We start from the raw sequence: 15,442 nt of genomic DNA, 5'->3' as shown, positions 1-15,442 counted from the left end.
GAGTGTGGTGCAACGCTCAAAAAATGATCTGTGGGTCGGCCTGTTCGTACTGATCGGGGGCCTGGCCATTCTGTTCATGGCACTGCAGGCGGCCAATCTGCTCAACCTGAGTTTCCAGTCGACCTACCGCATCGAGGCCCGCTTCGACAATATCGGCGGGCTCAAGCCCCGGTCGGCGGTGCGCAGCGCCGGCGTGGTGATCGGCCGGGTCGAATCCATCACCTTCGACGACAGGACCTTCCAGGCCCGCGTCATCCTGGCGCTGGAGACGCGCTACAAGTTTCCCAAGGACAGTTCGCTCAAGATCCTGACCAGCGGGCTGCTGGGCGAGCAGTACGTGGGCATCGAGGCCGGCGCGCTGGACAATAATCTGGGCAACGGCGATGTCATCACCTCGACCCAGTCGGCTGTGGTGCTGGAGAACCTCATTGGCCAGTTCATCTACAACAAGTCGGCTGAAGGCGCTGGGCCGAACGCGGCCAAGAAATGACCTTGCCGGATTGTTCGCGTCTGGGCCGACCGGCTTGGCAGTCCTGGCGCTTGCGCCTGCTGCCCTTGGTTCTGGGCCTGCTGCTGACCGCTTGTGCCACCGGTCCGCAGGCCAATCCTGCTGACCCGCTCGAACCCTGGAACCGGGGCGTCTACAAGTTCAACGATGCGCTGGACCGAAACGTGCTCAAGCCGGTGGCCACGGTGTACCAGGAGTCCACGCCCGAACTGCTGCGCAGGGGCATAGGCAACTTCTTTGCCAACCTCGAGGATGCCTGGACCACGCTCAACAGTGTCCTGCAGCTCAAGGGGCAGGCGGCGGGTGAGAGTTTCACGCGTTTCTGGGTCAACACCTTCATGGGTCTGGGCGGCGTTCTGGACGTGGCCAGCGAGATGCAGATCCCGCGCCACAACGAAGATTTCGGACAGACCCTGGGCTATTGGGGGGTGGGGGCAGGCCCCTACGTCATGCTGCCCTTGCTGGGCCCGTCCACCCTGCGCGACACTGCCGCCTTGCCGGCGGATTGGCGTGGCGACCTCGTGACCCATGTCGAGGATGTGCCGGTGCGCAACACGCTGATCGGGCTGCGCGCGGTGCACCAGCGAGCACGCCTGCTCAAGCAGGAAGGCCTGCTTGAAGGGGCTGCGCTGGACAAATATACTTTGCTGCGCGATGTCTATCTGCAGCGCCGGCGCAATCTCGTGTATGACGGGAACCCGCCGGAGGAGCCGATGGTGGAAGATATCGAGCCCGACAAGGACGAAACCGCCAAGTGAGTACTTGCCTGTCGGCTTACATGAGCCGGCGGACGTTAAGGATGGGTCGGCGTCCTGCCGGCGCATCCGCTGTGTTCTGGAGAGTTACACCATGCAAAGACGAGTTTTCCATCGCCTGCTGGCCGCCTGTGCCGGTGCGGCCGTCATCCTGGTCCAGGCCTTCACGCCCGTCTGGGCGGCGGACGAAGACGCCGACGTCATGATCCATAAGCTGTCCACCGAGGTGCTCGACAGCATCAAGGCCGACACGGCCATCAAGAGCGGTGACATCTCGCGCCTGATCACCCTGGTCGATACCAAGATCATGCCCAATGTGAACTTCCAGCGCATGACGGCCGCCTCGGTCGGTCCTGGCTGGCGCCAGGCCACGCCCGAGCAGAAGAAGCGCCTGCAGGAGGAGTACAAGATCCTGCTGGTGCGCACCTATGCCGGCGCCCTGTCGCAGGTCAACGACATGAGCGTGTCGCTCAAGCCCCTGCGGGCCGCGCCCGAGGACAAGGAGGTCGTGGTGCGCACGGAAGTCAGGGGCAAGGGCAATCCTGAGCCCGTGCAGCTCGACTACCGTCTGGAGAAAACACCCGGAGAGGGCAAGGGCTGGAAGATCTACAACCTCAATGTCATGGGCGTCTGGCTGGTGGAGACCTACCGCAGCCAGTTTGCCCAGGAAGTCAACACCAAGGGCATCGACGGCCTGATCGCTTCGCTGGTCGAGCGCAACAAGGCCAACGCCAAGAAAGCCTGACATGCTGGTGCTGCCCGCTGAACTGACCCACAAGCAGGCCTCGGCCTGCCTGCGCATGCTGGTGCAGGGCCTGCCCTCGCAGACCGGCTCGGACGTGCTGGTAGATGCCGCCTTGCTCAAACGCTTCGACTCCTCGGCCCTGGCGGTGCTGCTGGAGTTCCGGCGCGCCAGCGTGGCGCGTGGCAAGGGCTTCGAAATTCGCGGCCTTTCGTCCCGGCTGGTCGATCTGGCCAGCCTCTACGGGGTCGCCGAATTGCTGCTGCCGACCGCCTGAGCCCAGGGGAGGGTCTGCAAAACTCGCGCCGTGCGGGAGTTTTGCAGACCCTCCCAAGGTCTCTCCCGACCGCCTAAAATAGCGGGTTCCCATGCCCGCCCTCTCCTTCCAGTCCGTCTCCCGGCACTATCCGCTCGCCCGCGGCCCCAAGGGCGCCACCTTCGCTGCGCTGGACGATGTCAGCCTGGACATCGAGGAGGGCGAGTTCTTCGGCCTGCTCGGCCCCAATGGCGCCGGCAAAACCACCCTGATCAGCATCCTCGCCGGCCTGGTGCGTGCCAGCAACGGCCGCGTGTCCGTGCTGGGCCATGACGTGCAGGCCGACTACGCGCAGGCTCGCAAGAAGCTGGGCGTGGTGCCCCAGGAACTGGTGTTCGACCCCTTTTTCAATGTGCGCGAGACCCTGCGCATCCAGTCCGGCTATTTCGGCGTGAGGAACAACGAGGCCTGGATCGACGAGCTGCTGGAAAGCCTGGGCCTGGCCGACAAGGCGAGCGCCAATATGCGCCAGCTCTCCGGCGGCATGAAACGGCGCGTGCTGGTGGCCCAGGCCCTGGTGCACAAGCCGCCGGTCATCGTGCTGGACGAGCCCACGGCCGGTGTGGACGTGGAGCTGCGCCAGACCCTTTGGCAGTTTGTCGCCCGGCTCAACCGCGAAGGGCACACGGTGCTGCTGACCACCCATTACCTGGAAGAGGCCGAGGCCCTGTGCGGGCGCATCGCCATGCTCAAGGCGGGTCGGGTGGTGGCGCTGGAGCGCACCAGTGAGCTGCTGAAATCGGCGTCCAGCCACGTGTTGCGCATGAAGATCGAGGGCCAGCTGCCGGCCGCTCTGGCCGCGCAGGCACGCGTGACCGGCCGCATCGTGCAGTTCCCGGCGCACGACGCGCGCGAGATCGAAACCTATCTGGCCGCCGTGCGCGAGTCCGGTGTCGTGGTGGACGACGTCGAGATCACCAAGGCCGACCTGGAGGATGTGTTTCTGCAGGTGATGGGCGGCAAGACCAGCAAGACAGGGGCCACACCATGAGCGGCTGGCAGACCCTGCTCTACAAGGAAGTGCTGCGCTTCTGGAAGGTCAGCTTCCAGACCATCGCCGCGCCCGTGCTCACGGCCGTGCTCTACCTGCTGATCTTCGGTCATGTGCTGGAAGACCATGTCAAGGTCTACGACCGCATCAGCTACACCGCTTTCCTGATTCCCGGCCTGGTCATGATGAGCGTGTTGCAGAACGCCTTTGCCAACAGCTCCTCTTCGCTGATCCAGAGCAAGATCATGGGCAACCTGGTCTTCCTGCTGCTCACGCCGCTCTCGCACTGGGCCTGGTTCCTGGCCTACGTCGGCTCCTCGGTCTTGCGCGGTCTGGTGGTGGGCTCGGGTGTGCTGCTGGTCACCTTCTGGTTCACCGATCTCACGATCCAGGCGCCCTTGTGGATCCTGGTCTTTGCCGTGCTCGGCGCGGCCCTGCTGGGCACCCTGGGCCTGATCGCCGGCCTGTGGGCCGAGAAGTTCGACCAGCTCGCCGCTTTCCAGAACTTCGTGATCATGCCCATGACCTTCCTCAGCGGCGTGTTCTATTCCATCCATTCCCTGCCGGCCTTCTGGCAGGGCGTGAGTCACCTCAATCCCTTCTTCTACATGATCGACGGCTTCCGCCACGGCTTTTTTGGCGTGAGTGATGTCTCGCCCTGGCTGAGCCTGGGCATCGTCGGCACCGCCCTGCTGGTGGTGGGAGGGCTGGCCGTGCGCCTGCTGCGCATCGGCTACAAGATACGCGGATGAGCAGCATGACTTCAGATCAACTCCAGGCCATCATCGCCGCCGGACTGCCATGCGAGCACATCGAGCTCAGCGGCGACGGCCGCCACTGGTACGCCACCATCGTGTCTTCCGAGTTTGAAGGCAGGCGGGCCATCCAGCGCCACCAGCGTGTCTATGCCACGCTGGGCCAGAAGATGCAGACCGACGAGGTGCATGCCCTGTCCATGAAAACCTACACGCCGGCCGAATGGGCGGCGCAACCCAAGTGAAGTCCCATGGATAAATTGCTGATACGCGGCGGGCGCGAACTGCGCGGCGAGGTGCCGATTTCCGGCGCCAAGAACGCGGCCCTGCCCGAGCTCTGCGCTGCTCTGCTGACCGCGCAGCCCGTGAACCTGCTCAACGTGCCGCGCCTGCAGGACGTGGCCACCATGCTCAAGCTGATCCGCAACATGGGCGTGCAGGTCCAGCAGGGCGAGGGTGGCACGGTGCGCATCGACGCGTCGACCCTGAGCAGCCCGGAAGCGCCCTATGAGCTGGTCAAGACCATGCGCGCCTCGGTGCTGGCCCTGGGGCCTTTGCTGGCGCGCTTCGGGGAGGCCACGGTCTCGCTGCCCGGCGGCTGCGCCATCGGCTCGCGCCCGGTGGACCAGCATATCAAGGGCCTGACAGCCATGGGGGCCGAGATCACGGTCGAGCACGGCTACATCCTGGCCAAGCTGCCCAAGGGTGCGAAGCGACTCAAAGGTGCGCGCATCACGACCGACATGGTCACCGTCACGGGCACCGAGAACCTGCTGATGGCCGCCACCCTGGCCGAGGGCGAGACCATCCTGGAAAACGCCGCGCAGGAGCCGGAGATTCCGGATCTGGCCGAAATGCTCATCAAGATGGGCGCCAGGATCGAGGGGCACGGCAGCAGTCGCATCCGCATCCAGGGCGTGGGTGCTCTGCACGGCTGTGGGCACCAGGTGGTGGCCGACCGCATCGAGGCGGGCACCTTTCTGTGCGCCGTGGCGGCCACGGGGGGCGACGTGGTGCTCAGGCATGGCCGGGCCGACCATCTGGATGCGGTGATCGAAAAGCTGGTGGCGGCCGGCGCCACGGTGACGGCTTTGCCCGACGGCATTCGCGTCCAGGCCCAGGGCCGCCTGCAGGCGCAGAGCTTCCGCACCACCGAATACCCTGGTTTCCCCACCGACATGCAGGCCCAGTTCATGACGCTCAACTGCATCGCGCAGGGCACGGCCAAGGTGACCGAGACCATCTTCGAGAACCGATTCATGCACGTCAACGAACTGGTGCGCCTGGGCGCGAAGATCCAGATCGACGGCAAGGTGGCCGTGATCGAGGGCGTGACGCAGCTCTCCGGCGCCACCATCATGGCCACCGACCTGCGCGCTTCGGCCAGTTTGGTGATCGCCGGCCTGGTGGCCGAGGGCGAGACCGTGGTGGACCGCATCTATCACCTGGACAGGGGCTACGACCGCATGGAAGCCAAGCTGGCGGCCATCGGCGCGGATATCGAACGCATCAAATGAGCGCCCCCACGCTTGACCACTCCGTGTGGCCGCAGGCGTCAGCCCCGAGGGGGCCCTCGCGCCTTGGGGCGGCCCGGCGGCGCTCACGCCATGAGAAAATGAAAGCCCCACCATGATCACGCTCGCCCTCTCCAAAGGTCGCATCTTCGACGAGACCCTGCCCCTGCTCCAGGCGGCCGGCATCGAGGTGCCGGACGATCCTGAAAAGACCCGCAAGCTCATCCTGGCCACCAACCAGCCGGAGGTACGCGTGGTGCTGGTGCGCGCCACCGATGTGCCGACCTATGTGCAGTACGGCGGCGCCGACCTGGGCATCACCGGCCTGGACACACTGATCGAACACGGCATGGAGTGGGGTGGTGCGGCCGGTAGCACGGGTCTGTACCAGCCGCTGGACCTGCAGATCGCCAAGTGCCGCGTCAGTGTGGCCGTGCGTGAGGGCTACGACTATGCCGCCGCCGTGCGCCAGGGTGCACGACTGCGCGTGGCCACCAAATACGTGGCCATCGCCCGTGAATTCTTCGCCGCCAAGGGCGTGCACGTGGACCTGATCAAGCTCTATGGCAGCATGGAGCTGGCGCCGCTGACCGGCCTGGCCGACGCCATCGTGGACCTGGTGTCCACCGGCAACACGCTCAAGGCCAACCATCTGGTCGAGGTCGAGCGCATCATGGACATCAGCTCGCGCCTGGTGGTCAACCAGGCCGCGCTCAAGCTCAAACGCGAACCCATGCGCAAGATCATCGACGCCTTCGGCAAGGCGCTGGGGCAGCCATGAGTACCGCACGGCCGCCCGAAGGTGCTCGCACCGCAATGCGTAGCATGGAGGTTGATCTGTGAGCCTGATCGCCCGGCCCCTGCGTCTGTCCACCGCTCAAGCGGATTTCGAGCAGCGTTTCAAGGAGCGCCAGCATTGGTCGGGTGAGACCGACGCGGCCATCGAGCAGCGCGTGGCCGAGATCCTGGCCGATGTGCAAAAACGCGGTGACGCCGCCGTGCTCGAGTACACCGCGCGTTTCGACGGCCTGCAGGCTGCCTCGCTCAAGGAACTGGAGCTGAGCCAGGCCGAACTCAAGACGGCTTTCGACGCCCTGCCGGCAGCCCAGCGCGAGGCGCTGCAGGCCGCTGCCCAACGCGTGCGCAGCTACCACGAGGCGCAGAAACGCGCCAGCGGCGAAAGCTGGAGCTACCGCGATGCCGATGGCACCCTGCTGGGCCAGAAGGTCACACCGCTGGACCGCGTCGGCATCTACGTGCCGGGCGGCAAGGCGGCCTACCCCTCTTCGGTGCTGATGAACGCCATCCCCGCCCACGTGGCCGGGGTGGACGAGATCATCATGGTGGTGCCCACGCCGCGTGGCGAGAAGAACCCGCTGGTGCTGGCGGCCGCCTATGTCGCCGGTGTCACGCGTGTTTTCACCATCGGCGGCGCCCAGGCCGTGGCCGCGCTGGCCTACGGCACGGCGACCGTACCCGGGGTGGACAAGATCACCGGCCCGGGCAATGCCTATGTGGCCAGCGCCAAGCGCCGTGTTTTTGGCCAGGTGGGGATCGACATGATTGCCGGCCCCAGCGAGATCCTGGTGCTGGCCGACGGCAGCACGCCGGCCGACTGGGTGGCCATGGACCTGTTTTCCCAGGCCGAACACGATGAACTGGCGCAGAGCATCCTGCTCTGCCCCGATGCGGCCTACATCGAAGCCGTGCAGCGCGAGATCGACCGCTTGTTGAACGAGATGCCGCGCGCCGAGATCATCGCCAAGTCCCTCAACGGCCGCGGCGCCCTGATCCATACGCGCAGCATGGAAGAGGCCTGCGCCATCAGCAACCGCATCGCACCCGAGCATCTGGAGGTCTGCAGCGGCGAGCCGCACCGCTGGGAGCCCCTGCTCAAGCACGCCGGTGCCATCTTCCTGGGTGCGTACACCAGCGAGTCGCTGGGCGATTACTGCGCCGGCCCCAACCACGTGCTGCCTACCAGCGGCACGGCGCGGTTCTCATCGCCGCTGGGGGTTTATGACTTCCAGAAGCGCAGCAGCCTGATCGAGGTCAGCGAAGCCGGCGCGCAGACCCTGGGGCAGATCGCCTCTGTGCTGGCGCATGGCGAAGGCCTGCAGGCCCATGCACGCGCGGCCGAGATGCGCCTGAAAGACCCGAAGAAATGACCGCACTCGACCCGAAGCTCAAGAGCCTGATCCGCCAGGATATCCAGGGCATGCATGCCTATGCCGTGCAGGAGTCGGCGGGTTTGGTCAAGCTCGACGCCATGGAGAACCCCTACGGCCTGCCGCCCGAACTGCAGGCCGAGCTGGGCCGGCGTCTGGGCCGGCTGGCCTTGAACCGCTACCCGGATGGTCGGGTGGACGATTTGCGGGCCGCGCTGGCCCGCTACGCCGGCATGCCCGAGGGCCACGCGCTGATGCTGGGCAACGGCTCGGACGAACTGATTTCCCTGCTGGCCATGGCCTGTGATGTGCCCGGGGCCGCCATCCTCGCGCCCGTGCCGGGTTTCGTGATGTACGCCATGAGCGCGCAGCTGCAGGGCCTGAGCTTCCATGGCGTACCGCTGACGCCCGAGTTCGAGCTCGATGTCACGGCCATGCTGGGCGCCATTGCCAAGCACAAGCCCACCATCACCTACATCGCCTACCCGAACAATCCCACGGCCAATCTGTGGAACGACGCGGCGATCGAGAAGATCGTCGCTGCCGTCGGTGAACAGGGTGGCCTGGTGGTCATGGACGAGGCTTACCAGCCCTTTGCCGCGCGCAGCTGGCTGGAGCGCATCCGCGCCAAGCCGGCGGCCAACAGCCATGTGCTGTTGATGCGCACGCTCTCCAAGTTCGGCCTGGCCGGTGTGCGGCTGGGCTACATGATGGGTCCGGCGGCACTGATCGCCGAGGTCGACAAGGTGCGCCCACCCTACAACGTCAGTGTGCTGAACTACGAGTGCGCCCTGTTCGCGCTCGAACACGCCGAGGTGTTCGCGGCCCAGGCTCAGGACATCAAAGCGCAGCGTGCTATGATTTTGGAAGCGTTGAAGGCCATGCCCGGGGTGCGAGCCTGGAACAGCGACGCCAACATGATCCTGCTGCGCGTGCCCGATGCGGCCAAGACCTTCGAAGGCATGAAGGTGCGCAAGGTCCTGGTGAAGAATGTGTCCAAGCTGCACCCCCTCCTGGCCAACTGCCTGCGTCTGACCGTGGGCACCCCGCAGGAAAACCAGCTGATGCTGGCCGCCTTGAAAGAATCGTTATGAGCACACCACGTACCGCTGAAGTGTCCCGCAACACCGCGGAGACCCAGATCACCGTCAAGGTCAACCTGGACGGGACGGGCGCCTCTCGCCTGTCCACCGGCATCGGTTTCTTCGACCACATGCTGGACCAGATCGCGCGCCATGGCCTGATCGACCTGGACGTCCAGGCCAAGGGCGATCTGCATATCGACGGCCACCACACGGTGGAAGACGTGGGCATCACCCTGGGCCAGGCGGTGGCCAAGGCCGTGGGCGACAAGAAGGGCATTCGCCGCTACGGCCACGCTTATGTGCCGCTGGACGAGGCCCTGTCGCGTGTCGTTGTCGATTTCTCGGGTCGTCCGGGCCTGGACATGCACGTGCCTTTCAAGAGCGGCATGATCGGCGCCTTCGACACCCAGCTCACCTACGAGTTCTTCCAGGGCTTCGTGAACCACGCCTTCATCACCCTGCACATCGACAACCTCAAGGGCGAGAACGCGCACCACCAGGCCGAGACCGTGTTCAAGGCCTTCGGCCGCGCCCTGCGCGCCGCGCTGGAAATCGATCCGCGCTCGGTGGGCACCATTCCCTCCACCAAAGGCTCGCTCTAGCCTCATGACCACTGCTGGACTTCCGGCCCGCACCGTCGCCGTCGTCGACTACGGCATGGGCAACCTGCGTTCGGTCTCGCAGGCCGTGCAGGCCGCAGCTGCCGGTAGCGGCTGGCATGTGCTCATCACCTCGCGCCCTGAAGAGGTGCGCGCGGCGGCCCGTGTGGTGCTGCCGGGCCAGGGGGCCATGCCCGACTGCATGCGCGAACTGCGCGATTCGGGCATGCAGGATGCTGTGCTGGAGGCCGCCGCCCGCAAGCCCCTGTTCGGCGTCTGCGTGGGCATGCAGATGATGCTGGACCACAGCGCCGAGGGTGATACGCCAGGGCTGGGCCTGATCCACGGGGCCGTGATCAAGTTCGATCTGGCCGGCCGCCTGCAGCCCGATGGCAGCCGCTACAAGGTGCCGCAGATGGGCTGGAACCGGGTGCGGCAGATGGACCCGGGCCAGGGGCGTCACCCGGTCTGGGCCGGTGTGCCGGATGACAGCTACTACTATTTCGTGCACAGTTTCTATGCGCGACCGTCGGATGCGCGCCACAGCGCGGGCGAGGCCGACTACGGCGGGCGCTTCACGGCGGCCATTGCACGCGATAATATTTTCGCGACACAATTCCACCCAGAGAAAAGTGCAGCCCACGGCCTTGCCCTCTATCGCAACTTCCTCCACTGGAATCCCTGATTCCTCGCACGATTCCGCCTGATCGCGCTCTGTCCTCGTTCTTGCACCATGCTTTTAATTCCTGCGATTGATCTGAAAGACGGCCACTGCGTGCGCCTCAAGCAGGGCGATATGGACCAGTCCACCACTTTCGGCGAAGACCCGGCGGTGATGGCGCGCAAGTGGGTCAGCAAGGGCGCGCGCCGTCTGCACCTGGTGGACCTCAACGGCGCGTTTGCCGGCCACCCCAAGAACGAACAGGCCATCCGCAGCATCCTCAAGGAAGTCGGCAACGAAATCGACGTGCAGCTGGGCGGCGGCATCCGCGATCTGGACACCATCGAACGTTATCTGGACGCCGGCCTGCGCTACGTCATCATCGGCACGGCCGCCGTCAAGAACCCCGGTTTCCTGCAGGACGCCTGCACCGCCTTTGGCGGCCACATCATCGTGGGCCTGGACGCCAAGGACGGCAAGGTGGCGACCGACGGCTGGAGCAAGCTGACCCGGCACGAGGTCGTCGACCTGGGCAAGAAGTTCGAGGACTACGGCGTCGAGTCCATCATCTACACCGACATCGGCCGTGACGGCATGCTCTCGGGCATCAACGTCGATGCCACCGTCAAGCTGGCCCAGGCCCTGACCATCCCGGTCATCGCCTCAGGCGGCCTGAGCAATATGGCTGACATCGAGGCCCTGTGCGCCGTGGAAGACGAAGGCGTGGAGGGCGTGATCTGCGGCCGCGCCATCTACACCGGCGACCTGGATTTCGAGGCCGCCCAGATCCGCGCCGACGAACTGAATGGCTGAGCCCGGCGAGCTGTTTCACGGCCTCCCCGCACTGACCCTGAGCCTGCCCTGCGGCGACCGCCTGCGCGTCCTGCTGCACGGCGCCCATGTGGTGTCCTGGATATCCGGCGGTCGGGAGCGGCTCTACCTCAGCCCCCGCAGCCTGCTCGATGGCAGGTCCGCGATACGCGGCGGGGTCCCCGTCTGCTTTCCCCAGTTCAATATGCGCGGCACGTTGCCCAAACATGGTTTCGTGCGCAACCTGCCCTGGCAGGCGCTTGCGCGGCCGCAGCTCGGGGCCGAACTGGCGCGCCTGTCGCTGCGCCTGACCGCCAGCGCAGAGACGCGGCAGTTCTGGCCCCAGGCTTTCGAGGCGACCCTGACGCTGGAGCTGCGGCCGGGCAGCTTGCAGATGACGCTGGACGTGCACAACACCGACGCTGTGCCCCTGGGCTTCACCGGGGCCCTGCACACCTATTTCGCAGTCGATGACATCGCAGCGGTGCAGCTCGAGGGCCTGCAAGGCCAGCCCGAGTGGGATGCCCTGACGGACCGGCACGGGCGCGCCAATGGCCCCCTGCGTTTCCAGGGCGAATTCGATCGTGTCTATGACGCCGCCGCCCAGGCGCTGCTCCTGCGCGAAGGCCCGCAGCGTTTGCAGATCGAACAAAGTCCCAGCCTGGCCCATACCGTGGTCTGGAACCCCGGAGCGGAGAAGGGCGCTACGTTGGTAGACCTGCCGGTCGACGGATACCGGCAGATGCTCTGCGTGGAAGCGGCCCAGGTCATGCAGCCCATCACCCTGCCGGCTGGGGGCATGTGGCAGGGCTGGCAGCGTCTCAGCCTGCGCTGAGACCTACAATCCGGGCATGCTGGCCAAACGTATCATTCCCTGCCTGGACGTGACGGGCGGACGCGTCGTCAAGGGCGTCAATTTCGTCGAGTTGCGCGACGCCGGGGACCCGGTGGAAATCGCCGCGCGCTACAACGAGCAGGGCGCCGACGAACTCACTTTTCTCGACATCACCGCGACCAGCGATGGGCGCGACCTGATCCTGCACATCATCGAGGCCGTGGCCTCCCAGGTGTTCATCCCGCTGACGGTCGGTGGCGGCGTGCGCACGGTGGAAGACGTGCGGCGCCTGCTCAACGCCGGCGCCGACAAGACCAGCTTCAACTCGGCCGCCATCGCCAACCCGCAAGTCATCCGTGACGCCTCGCATAAATACGGCGCCCAGTGCATCGTGGTCGCCATCGACGCCAAGCGCCGGTACGGCGAGGACCTGCTGGCGCGGGGCGAGGGCTGGGACGTCTACAGCCATGGCGGGCGCAAGAACACGGGGCTGGACGCCGTGGCCTGGGCGCGCCAGATGGCCGAGCACGGCGCCGGCGAGATCCTGCTGACCAGCATGGACCGCGACGGCACCAAATCCGGCTTCGACCTGGCGCTCACGCGCGCGGTCAGCGATGCGGTGAGCGTGCCCGTCATTGCTTCGGGTGGCGTGGGCAATCTGGATCACATGGTCGAAGGCGTCCAGCAGGGCGGGGCCGACGCCGTGCTGGCCGCCAGCATCTTCCACTACGGCGAATACACCATCGCCCAGGCCAAGGACCGCATGGCCCGGGCCGGCATTCCGGTGCGCCTCGAAACCGCAGCCTGAATCGCGAGACAATCACACCATGAACTGGCTCGACGAAGTGAAATGGGATGCCCAGGGCCTGGTGCCGGTGATCGCCCAGGAGCAGGGCAGCCGTGACGTGCTGATGTTCGCCTGGATGAACCGCGAGGCGCTGCAGAAGACGGCCGAGCTGGGTCGTGCGGTGTACTTCAGCCGCTCGCGCGGCAAACTCTGGTTCAAGGGCGAGGAGTCGGGTCATGTGCAGACCGTGCACGAGATCCGCCTCGATTGCGACAACGATGTGGTGCTGCTCACGGTGACCCAGCTCGGGCACGAGCCCGGCATCGCCTGCCACACGGGTCGCCACAGCTGCTTCTTCAGTGTCTACAAAGACGGCGCCTGGCACGCCGTTGATCCGGTCCTCAAGGATCCCGAAACCATCTACAAGTGAAGACCATGGCCGAGTCTGCAAATTCTGTCGATGCCCTGGCCCGCCTGGCGGCCGTGATCGAGAGCCGCCTGCCGGCGCGCGGCGGTGACCCCGAGAAGAGCTATGTGGCCCGCCTGCTGCACAAGGGGCCGGATGCCTTTTTGAAGAAGGTGGGCGAGGAGGCGACCGAGGTCGTGATGGCGGCCAAGGACGCTGACAGCGGTGGCGATCGCAGCAAGCTGGTCGGTGAGGTGGCCGATCTCTGGTTCCACACCATGATCGCCCTGGCCCATTACGGCCTGAAGCCGGCCGATGTGATTGCCGAACTGGAGCGCCGTGAAGGCACCAGCGGCATCGAGGAAAAAGCCCTGCGCAAGGCGCTGGCCCGCGAGGGCGGTGCGCAGTAGACGCGTTCATCCGCGGCTGGCCCCCAAATTGCTCGACCCCTTGCCATATCCATGGAGTTTTCCGCATGAGCGACGTCAAGCACAGTGACCCGGACTGTATTTTTTGCAAGCTGGTGTCCGGCAAGATCCCTGCCAAAAAGGTCTACGAGGACCAGGACATCTTTGCCTTCCACGATATCAACCCGTGGGCGCCCGTGCATTTCCTGCTGATCCCCAAGTTGCATATCCCCTCCATGGCCCAGGTCGGGCCCGGGCACGCGGACCTGCTGGGGCGCATGATGGCGCTGGCCCCCAAGCTGGCCGCGCAGGAAGGCTGCCGGCCCTACCCGGAGGGAGGCTTCCGCGTCGTCTGCAACACCGGCGGGGACGGGGGGCAAGAAGTGCACCACCTGCACTTCCACGTGATCGGCGGCCCCCGCCCCTGGTTGAAGGGGTGATTTTTCCCCGTTTCGTCCGAGCCGCCCCTGCGGCGATTAAAATCGTGCATTCCTTAGGAGAGATATATGGGTTCCTTTTCCATCTGGCACTGGCTGATCGTGCTGCTGATCGTGGTCATGGTGTTCGGCACCAAGAAGCTGAAGAACCTGGGCAGCGACCTGGGCAGCGCCGTCAAGGGTTTCAAGGACGGCATGAAGGATGGCTCCTCGGCCGAAGACAAACCCGCTGCGGCACCCGCCCCCCAGCAGGTGGCCAGCACGGCGGCCCCGGCTGCCGACAAGAACACCATCGACGTCGAAGCCAAGCCCAAGTCCTGACCGTCCCGCGTAAGGTCCAGGCATGATCGATCTCGGCCTCTCCAAGATGGCGCTGATCGGCGCGGTGGCATTGATTGTCATCGGTCCGGAAAAGCTGCCGCGCGTGGCGCGCACCATCGGCACGCTGCTGGGCAAGGCCCAGCGTTACGTGTCGGACGTCAAGGCCGAGGTCAACCGGTCGATGGAGCTCGAAGAGCTCAAGAAGATGAAAAACACGGTCGAGGGCGCGGCCCAGGAGGTCGAGAACTCGATTCAGACCACGACCTCGGATTTCGAGAAGGACTGGAACACGGCCACCTCGGGGCTGGACAGTGCGACGGATCTGTCCAATAGCCTGCATTCGGTGCCGGAGTACAAGCACCCGGGCAAGAACTGGCGCCTCAAGCGCGGGGCCACGCCCAGCTGGTACAAGGCACGCCAGGGTGTGCGCACCAAGGCGCTGTCGGGCGCGGCCCGGGTGGCCCGCTACCGGCCCCAGAAACTGAATTGAGCCACGCCGGCTCGCCCAGCATGCAAGCTGGGTGTGGGTGGCGCGGCCCCGCAACCTGTAAGAACGCATGGCAGACCCACAAAGCAAAGACGACGAGCTGGCCGGTACCGAACAGCCTTTCGTGCAGCACCTGATCGAGCTGCGCGACCGGCTCATCAAGACGGTGATCGCCATGGCCATTGCGGCAGCCATCCTGGCCATCTACCCGGGCCCGGCCGCGCTGTACGACCTGCTGGCGGCGCCGCTGGTGGCGCACCTGCCCAAGGGGGCGACGCTGATCGCGACCTCGGTCATCTCGCCCTTCATGGTGCCGCTCAAGATCCTGATGATGGCGGCTTTCCTGCTGGCCCTGCCCGTGGTGCTCTACCAGCTTTGGGCCTTTGTGGCGCCCGGCCTGTACACCCACGAGAAAAAACTGGTCCTGCCGCTGGTGATCTCCAGCACGGTGCTTTTTTTCATCGGCGTGGCCTTTTGCTACTTCTTCGTCTTTGGCCAGGTCTTTGCCTTCATCCAGGGTTTTGCGCCCAAGAGCATCACGGCGGCGCCGGACATCGAGGCCTACCTGAGCTTCGTGCTGACCATGTTCATCGCTTTCGGCCTGGCCTTCGAGGTGCCTATCGTGGTCATCGTGCTGGCGCGCATGGGCCTGGTGAGCATCCAGAAGCTCAAGGATTTCCGCGGGTATTTCATTGTGCTGGCCTTCATCATCGCGGCCATCGTGACGCCGCCGGATGTGGTGTCGCAGCTGGCGCTGGCCATCCCGATGTGTCTGCTCTACGAGGTGGGGATCTGGGCGGCGCAGGTCTTCATCAAACACACACGGGCGCCCGACGCCGAGCCGGTCGATTCCTGAGC

The 15,442-nt window shown here is 65.5% G+C and carries 21 protein-coding genes and 1 pseudogene; all 22 read left to right on the top strand.

Annotated elements, in window-relative coordinates; genetic code table 11:
• Positions 1-7 precede the first annotated feature (7 nt).
• The 22 genes and pseudogenes from mlaD (at position 8) to tatC (ending at position 15,440) form a co-directional block, all read left to right on the top strand.
• Complete coding sequence (gene mlaD, locus ACYVH8_RS17710; protein WP_460490134.1) at positions 8-490, top strand: outer membrane lipid asymmetry maintenance protein MlaD; 483 nt, start codon at positions 8-10, stop codon at positions 488-490.
• The gene (locus ACYVH8_RS17705; RefSeq protein ID WP_460490133.1) at positions 487-1,266 is read left to right on the top strand and encodes an MlaA family lipoprotein; all 780 of its coding nucleotides are present in this window, start codon (positions 487-489) and stop codon (positions 1,264-1,266) included. The genes mlaD and ACYVH8_RS17705 overlap by 4 nt, the downstream gene beginning before the upstream one ends.
• Before the next feature lie 91 nt (positions 1,267-1,357).
• Positions 1,358-2,008, top strand: coding sequence for an MlaC/ttg2D family ABC transporter substrate-binding protein (locus tag ACYVH8_RS17700; RefSeq protein ID WP_460490132.1), 651 nt, complete (start codon positions 1,358-1,360; stop codon positions 2,006-2,008).
• Between the two features lies 1 nt (position 2,009).
• Positions 2,010-2,282 carry an STAS domain-containing protein gene (locus tag ACYVH8_RS17695; protein ID WP_460490131.1) on the top strand — a complete coding sequence of 91 codons (273 nt, stop codon included), beginning with the start codon at positions 2,010-2,012 and terminating at the stop codon, positions 2,280-2,282.
• 91 nt (positions 2,283-2,373) lie between these two features.
• The gene (locus tag ACYVH8_RS17690) at positions 2,374-3,312 is read left to right on the top strand and encodes an ABC transporter ATP-binding protein (protein WP_460490130.1); all 939 of its coding nucleotides are present in this window, start codon (positions 2,374-2,376) and stop codon (positions 3,310-3,312) included.
• A complete protein-coding gene (locus ACYVH8_RS17685) occupies positions 3,309-4,064 on the top strand; it encodes an ABC transporter permease (RefSeq protein ID WP_460490129.1) in 756 nt (251 codons plus the stop codon). The genes ACYVH8_RS17690 and ACYVH8_RS17685 overlap by 4 nt, the downstream gene beginning before the upstream one ends.
• A gap of 5 nt (positions 4,065-4,069) precedes the next feature.
• Positions 4,070-4,312: a BolA family protein gene (locus ACYVH8_RS17680; protein WP_460490128.1), complete on the top strand. Its 243-nt coding sequence runs from the start codon at positions 4,070-4,072 to the stop codon at positions 4,310-4,312.
• Between the two features lie 6 nt (positions 4,313-4,318).
• On the top strand, positions 4,319-5,584 hold the full coding sequence (gene murA / locus ACYVH8_RS17675; protein WP_460490127.1) for a UDP-N-acetylglucosamine 1-carboxyvinyltransferase: 1,266 nt from the start codon (positions 4,319-4,321) through the stop codon (positions 5,582-5,584).
• 112 nt (positions 5,585-5,696) lie between these two features.
• Positions 5,697-6,362, top strand: a complete 666-nt coding sequence (hisG, locus tag ACYVH8_RS17670) for an ATP phosphoribosyltransferase (protein ID WP_460490126.1) — start codon at positions 5,697-5,699, stop codon at positions 6,360-6,362.
• 58 nt (positions 6,363-6,420) lie between these two features.
• Positions 6,421-7,749, top strand: coding sequence for a histidinol dehydrogenase (gene hisD, locus ACYVH8_RS17665; protein ID WP_460490125.1), 1,329 nt, complete (start codon positions 6,421-6,423; stop codon positions 7,747-7,749).
• On the top strand, positions 7,746-8,843 hold the full coding sequence (gene hisC / locus ACYVH8_RS17660) for a histidinol-phosphate transaminase (RefSeq protein WP_460490124.1): 1,098 nt from the start codon (positions 7,746-7,748) through the stop codon (positions 8,841-8,843). Before hisD ends, hisC begins: the two co-directional genes overlap by 4 nt.
• The gene (hisB, locus tag ACYVH8_RS17655; protein ID WP_460490123.1) at positions 8,840-9,436 is read left to right on the top strand and encodes an imidazoleglycerol-phosphate dehydratase HisB; all 597 of its coding nucleotides are present in this window, start codon (positions 8,840-8,842) and stop codon (positions 9,434-9,436) included. The genes hisC and hisB overlap by 4 nt, the downstream gene beginning before the upstream one ends.
• A 4-nt stretch (positions 9,437-9,440) precedes the next feature.
• Positions 9,441-10,118 carry an imidazole glycerol phosphate synthase subunit HisH gene (hisH, locus tag ACYVH8_RS17650; RefSeq protein ID WP_460490122.1) on the top strand — a complete coding sequence of 226 codons (678 nt, stop codon included), beginning with the start codon at positions 9,441-9,443 and terminating at the stop codon, positions 10,116-10,118.
• A 48-nt stretch (positions 10,119-10,166) separates the two neighbouring features.
• The gene (gene hisA / locus ACYVH8_RS17645; protein ID WP_460490121.1) at positions 10,167-10,907 is read left to right on the top strand and encodes a 1-(5-phosphoribosyl)-5-[(5-phosphoribosylamino)methylideneamino]imidazole-4-carboxamide isomerase; all 741 of its coding nucleotides are present in this window, start codon (positions 10,167-10,169) and stop codon (positions 10,905-10,907) included.
• Positions 10,900-11,739, top strand: a complete 840-nt coding sequence (locus ACYVH8_RS17640) for a D-hexose-6-phosphate mutarotase (RefSeq protein WP_460490120.1) — start codon at positions 10,900-10,902, stop codon at positions 11,737-11,739. The genes hisA and ACYVH8_RS17640 overlap by 8 nt, the downstream gene beginning before the upstream one ends.
• 16 nt (positions 11,740-11,755) lie before the next feature.
• Positions 11,756-12,547, top strand: coding sequence for an imidazole glycerol phosphate synthase subunit HisF (gene hisF, locus ACYVH8_RS17635; RefSeq protein ID WP_460490119.1), 792 nt, complete (start codon positions 11,756-11,758; stop codon positions 12,545-12,547).
• A 16-nt stretch (positions 12,548-12,563) separates the two neighbouring features.
• A pseudogene (gene hisI, locus ACYVH8_RS17630) lies at positions 12,564-12,956 on the top strand (phosphoribosyl-AMP cyclohydrolase); the annotation flags it as partial.
• A gap of 5 nt (positions 12,957-12,961) precedes the next feature.
• Positions 12,962-13,342, top strand: a complete 381-nt coding sequence (locus ACYVH8_RS17625; RefSeq protein WP_460490118.1) for a phosphoribosyl-ATP diphosphatase — start codon at positions 12,962-12,964, stop codon at positions 13,340-13,342.
• A 65-nt stretch (positions 13,343-13,407) separates the two neighbouring features.
• Positions 13,408-13,779 carry a histidine triad nucleotide-binding protein gene (locus tag ACYVH8_RS17620; RefSeq protein ID WP_460490117.1) on the top strand — a complete coding sequence of 124 codons (372 nt, stop codon included), beginning with the start codon at positions 13,408-13,410 and terminating at the stop codon, positions 13,777-13,779.
• Positions 13,780-13,845: 66 nt separating this feature from the next.
• Positions 13,846-14,097, top strand: coding sequence for a Sec-independent protein translocase subunit TatA (tatA, locus tag ACYVH8_RS17615; protein ID WP_460490116.1), 252 nt, complete (start codon positions 13,846-13,848; stop codon positions 14,095-14,097).
• Positions 14,098-14,119: 22 nt separating this feature from the next.
• Positions 14,120-14,587, top strand: a complete 468-nt coding sequence (gene tatB / locus ACYVH8_RS17610; RefSeq protein WP_460490115.1) for a Sec-independent protein translocase protein TatB — start codon at positions 14,120-14,122, stop codon at positions 14,585-14,587.
• Positions 14,588-14,654: 67 nt separating this feature from the next.
• The gene (gene tatC, locus ACYVH8_RS17605) at positions 14,655-15,440 is read left to right on the top strand and encodes a twin-arginine translocase subunit TatC (protein WP_460490114.1); all 786 of its coding nucleotides are present in this window, start codon (positions 14,655-14,657) and stop codon (positions 15,438-15,440) included.
• Positions 15,441-15,442: the final 2 nt, after the last annotated feature.

Source organism: Curvibacter fontanus (assembly GCF_054780335.1).
This window is presented reverse-complemented; position numbering and strand designations above follow the sequence as displayed.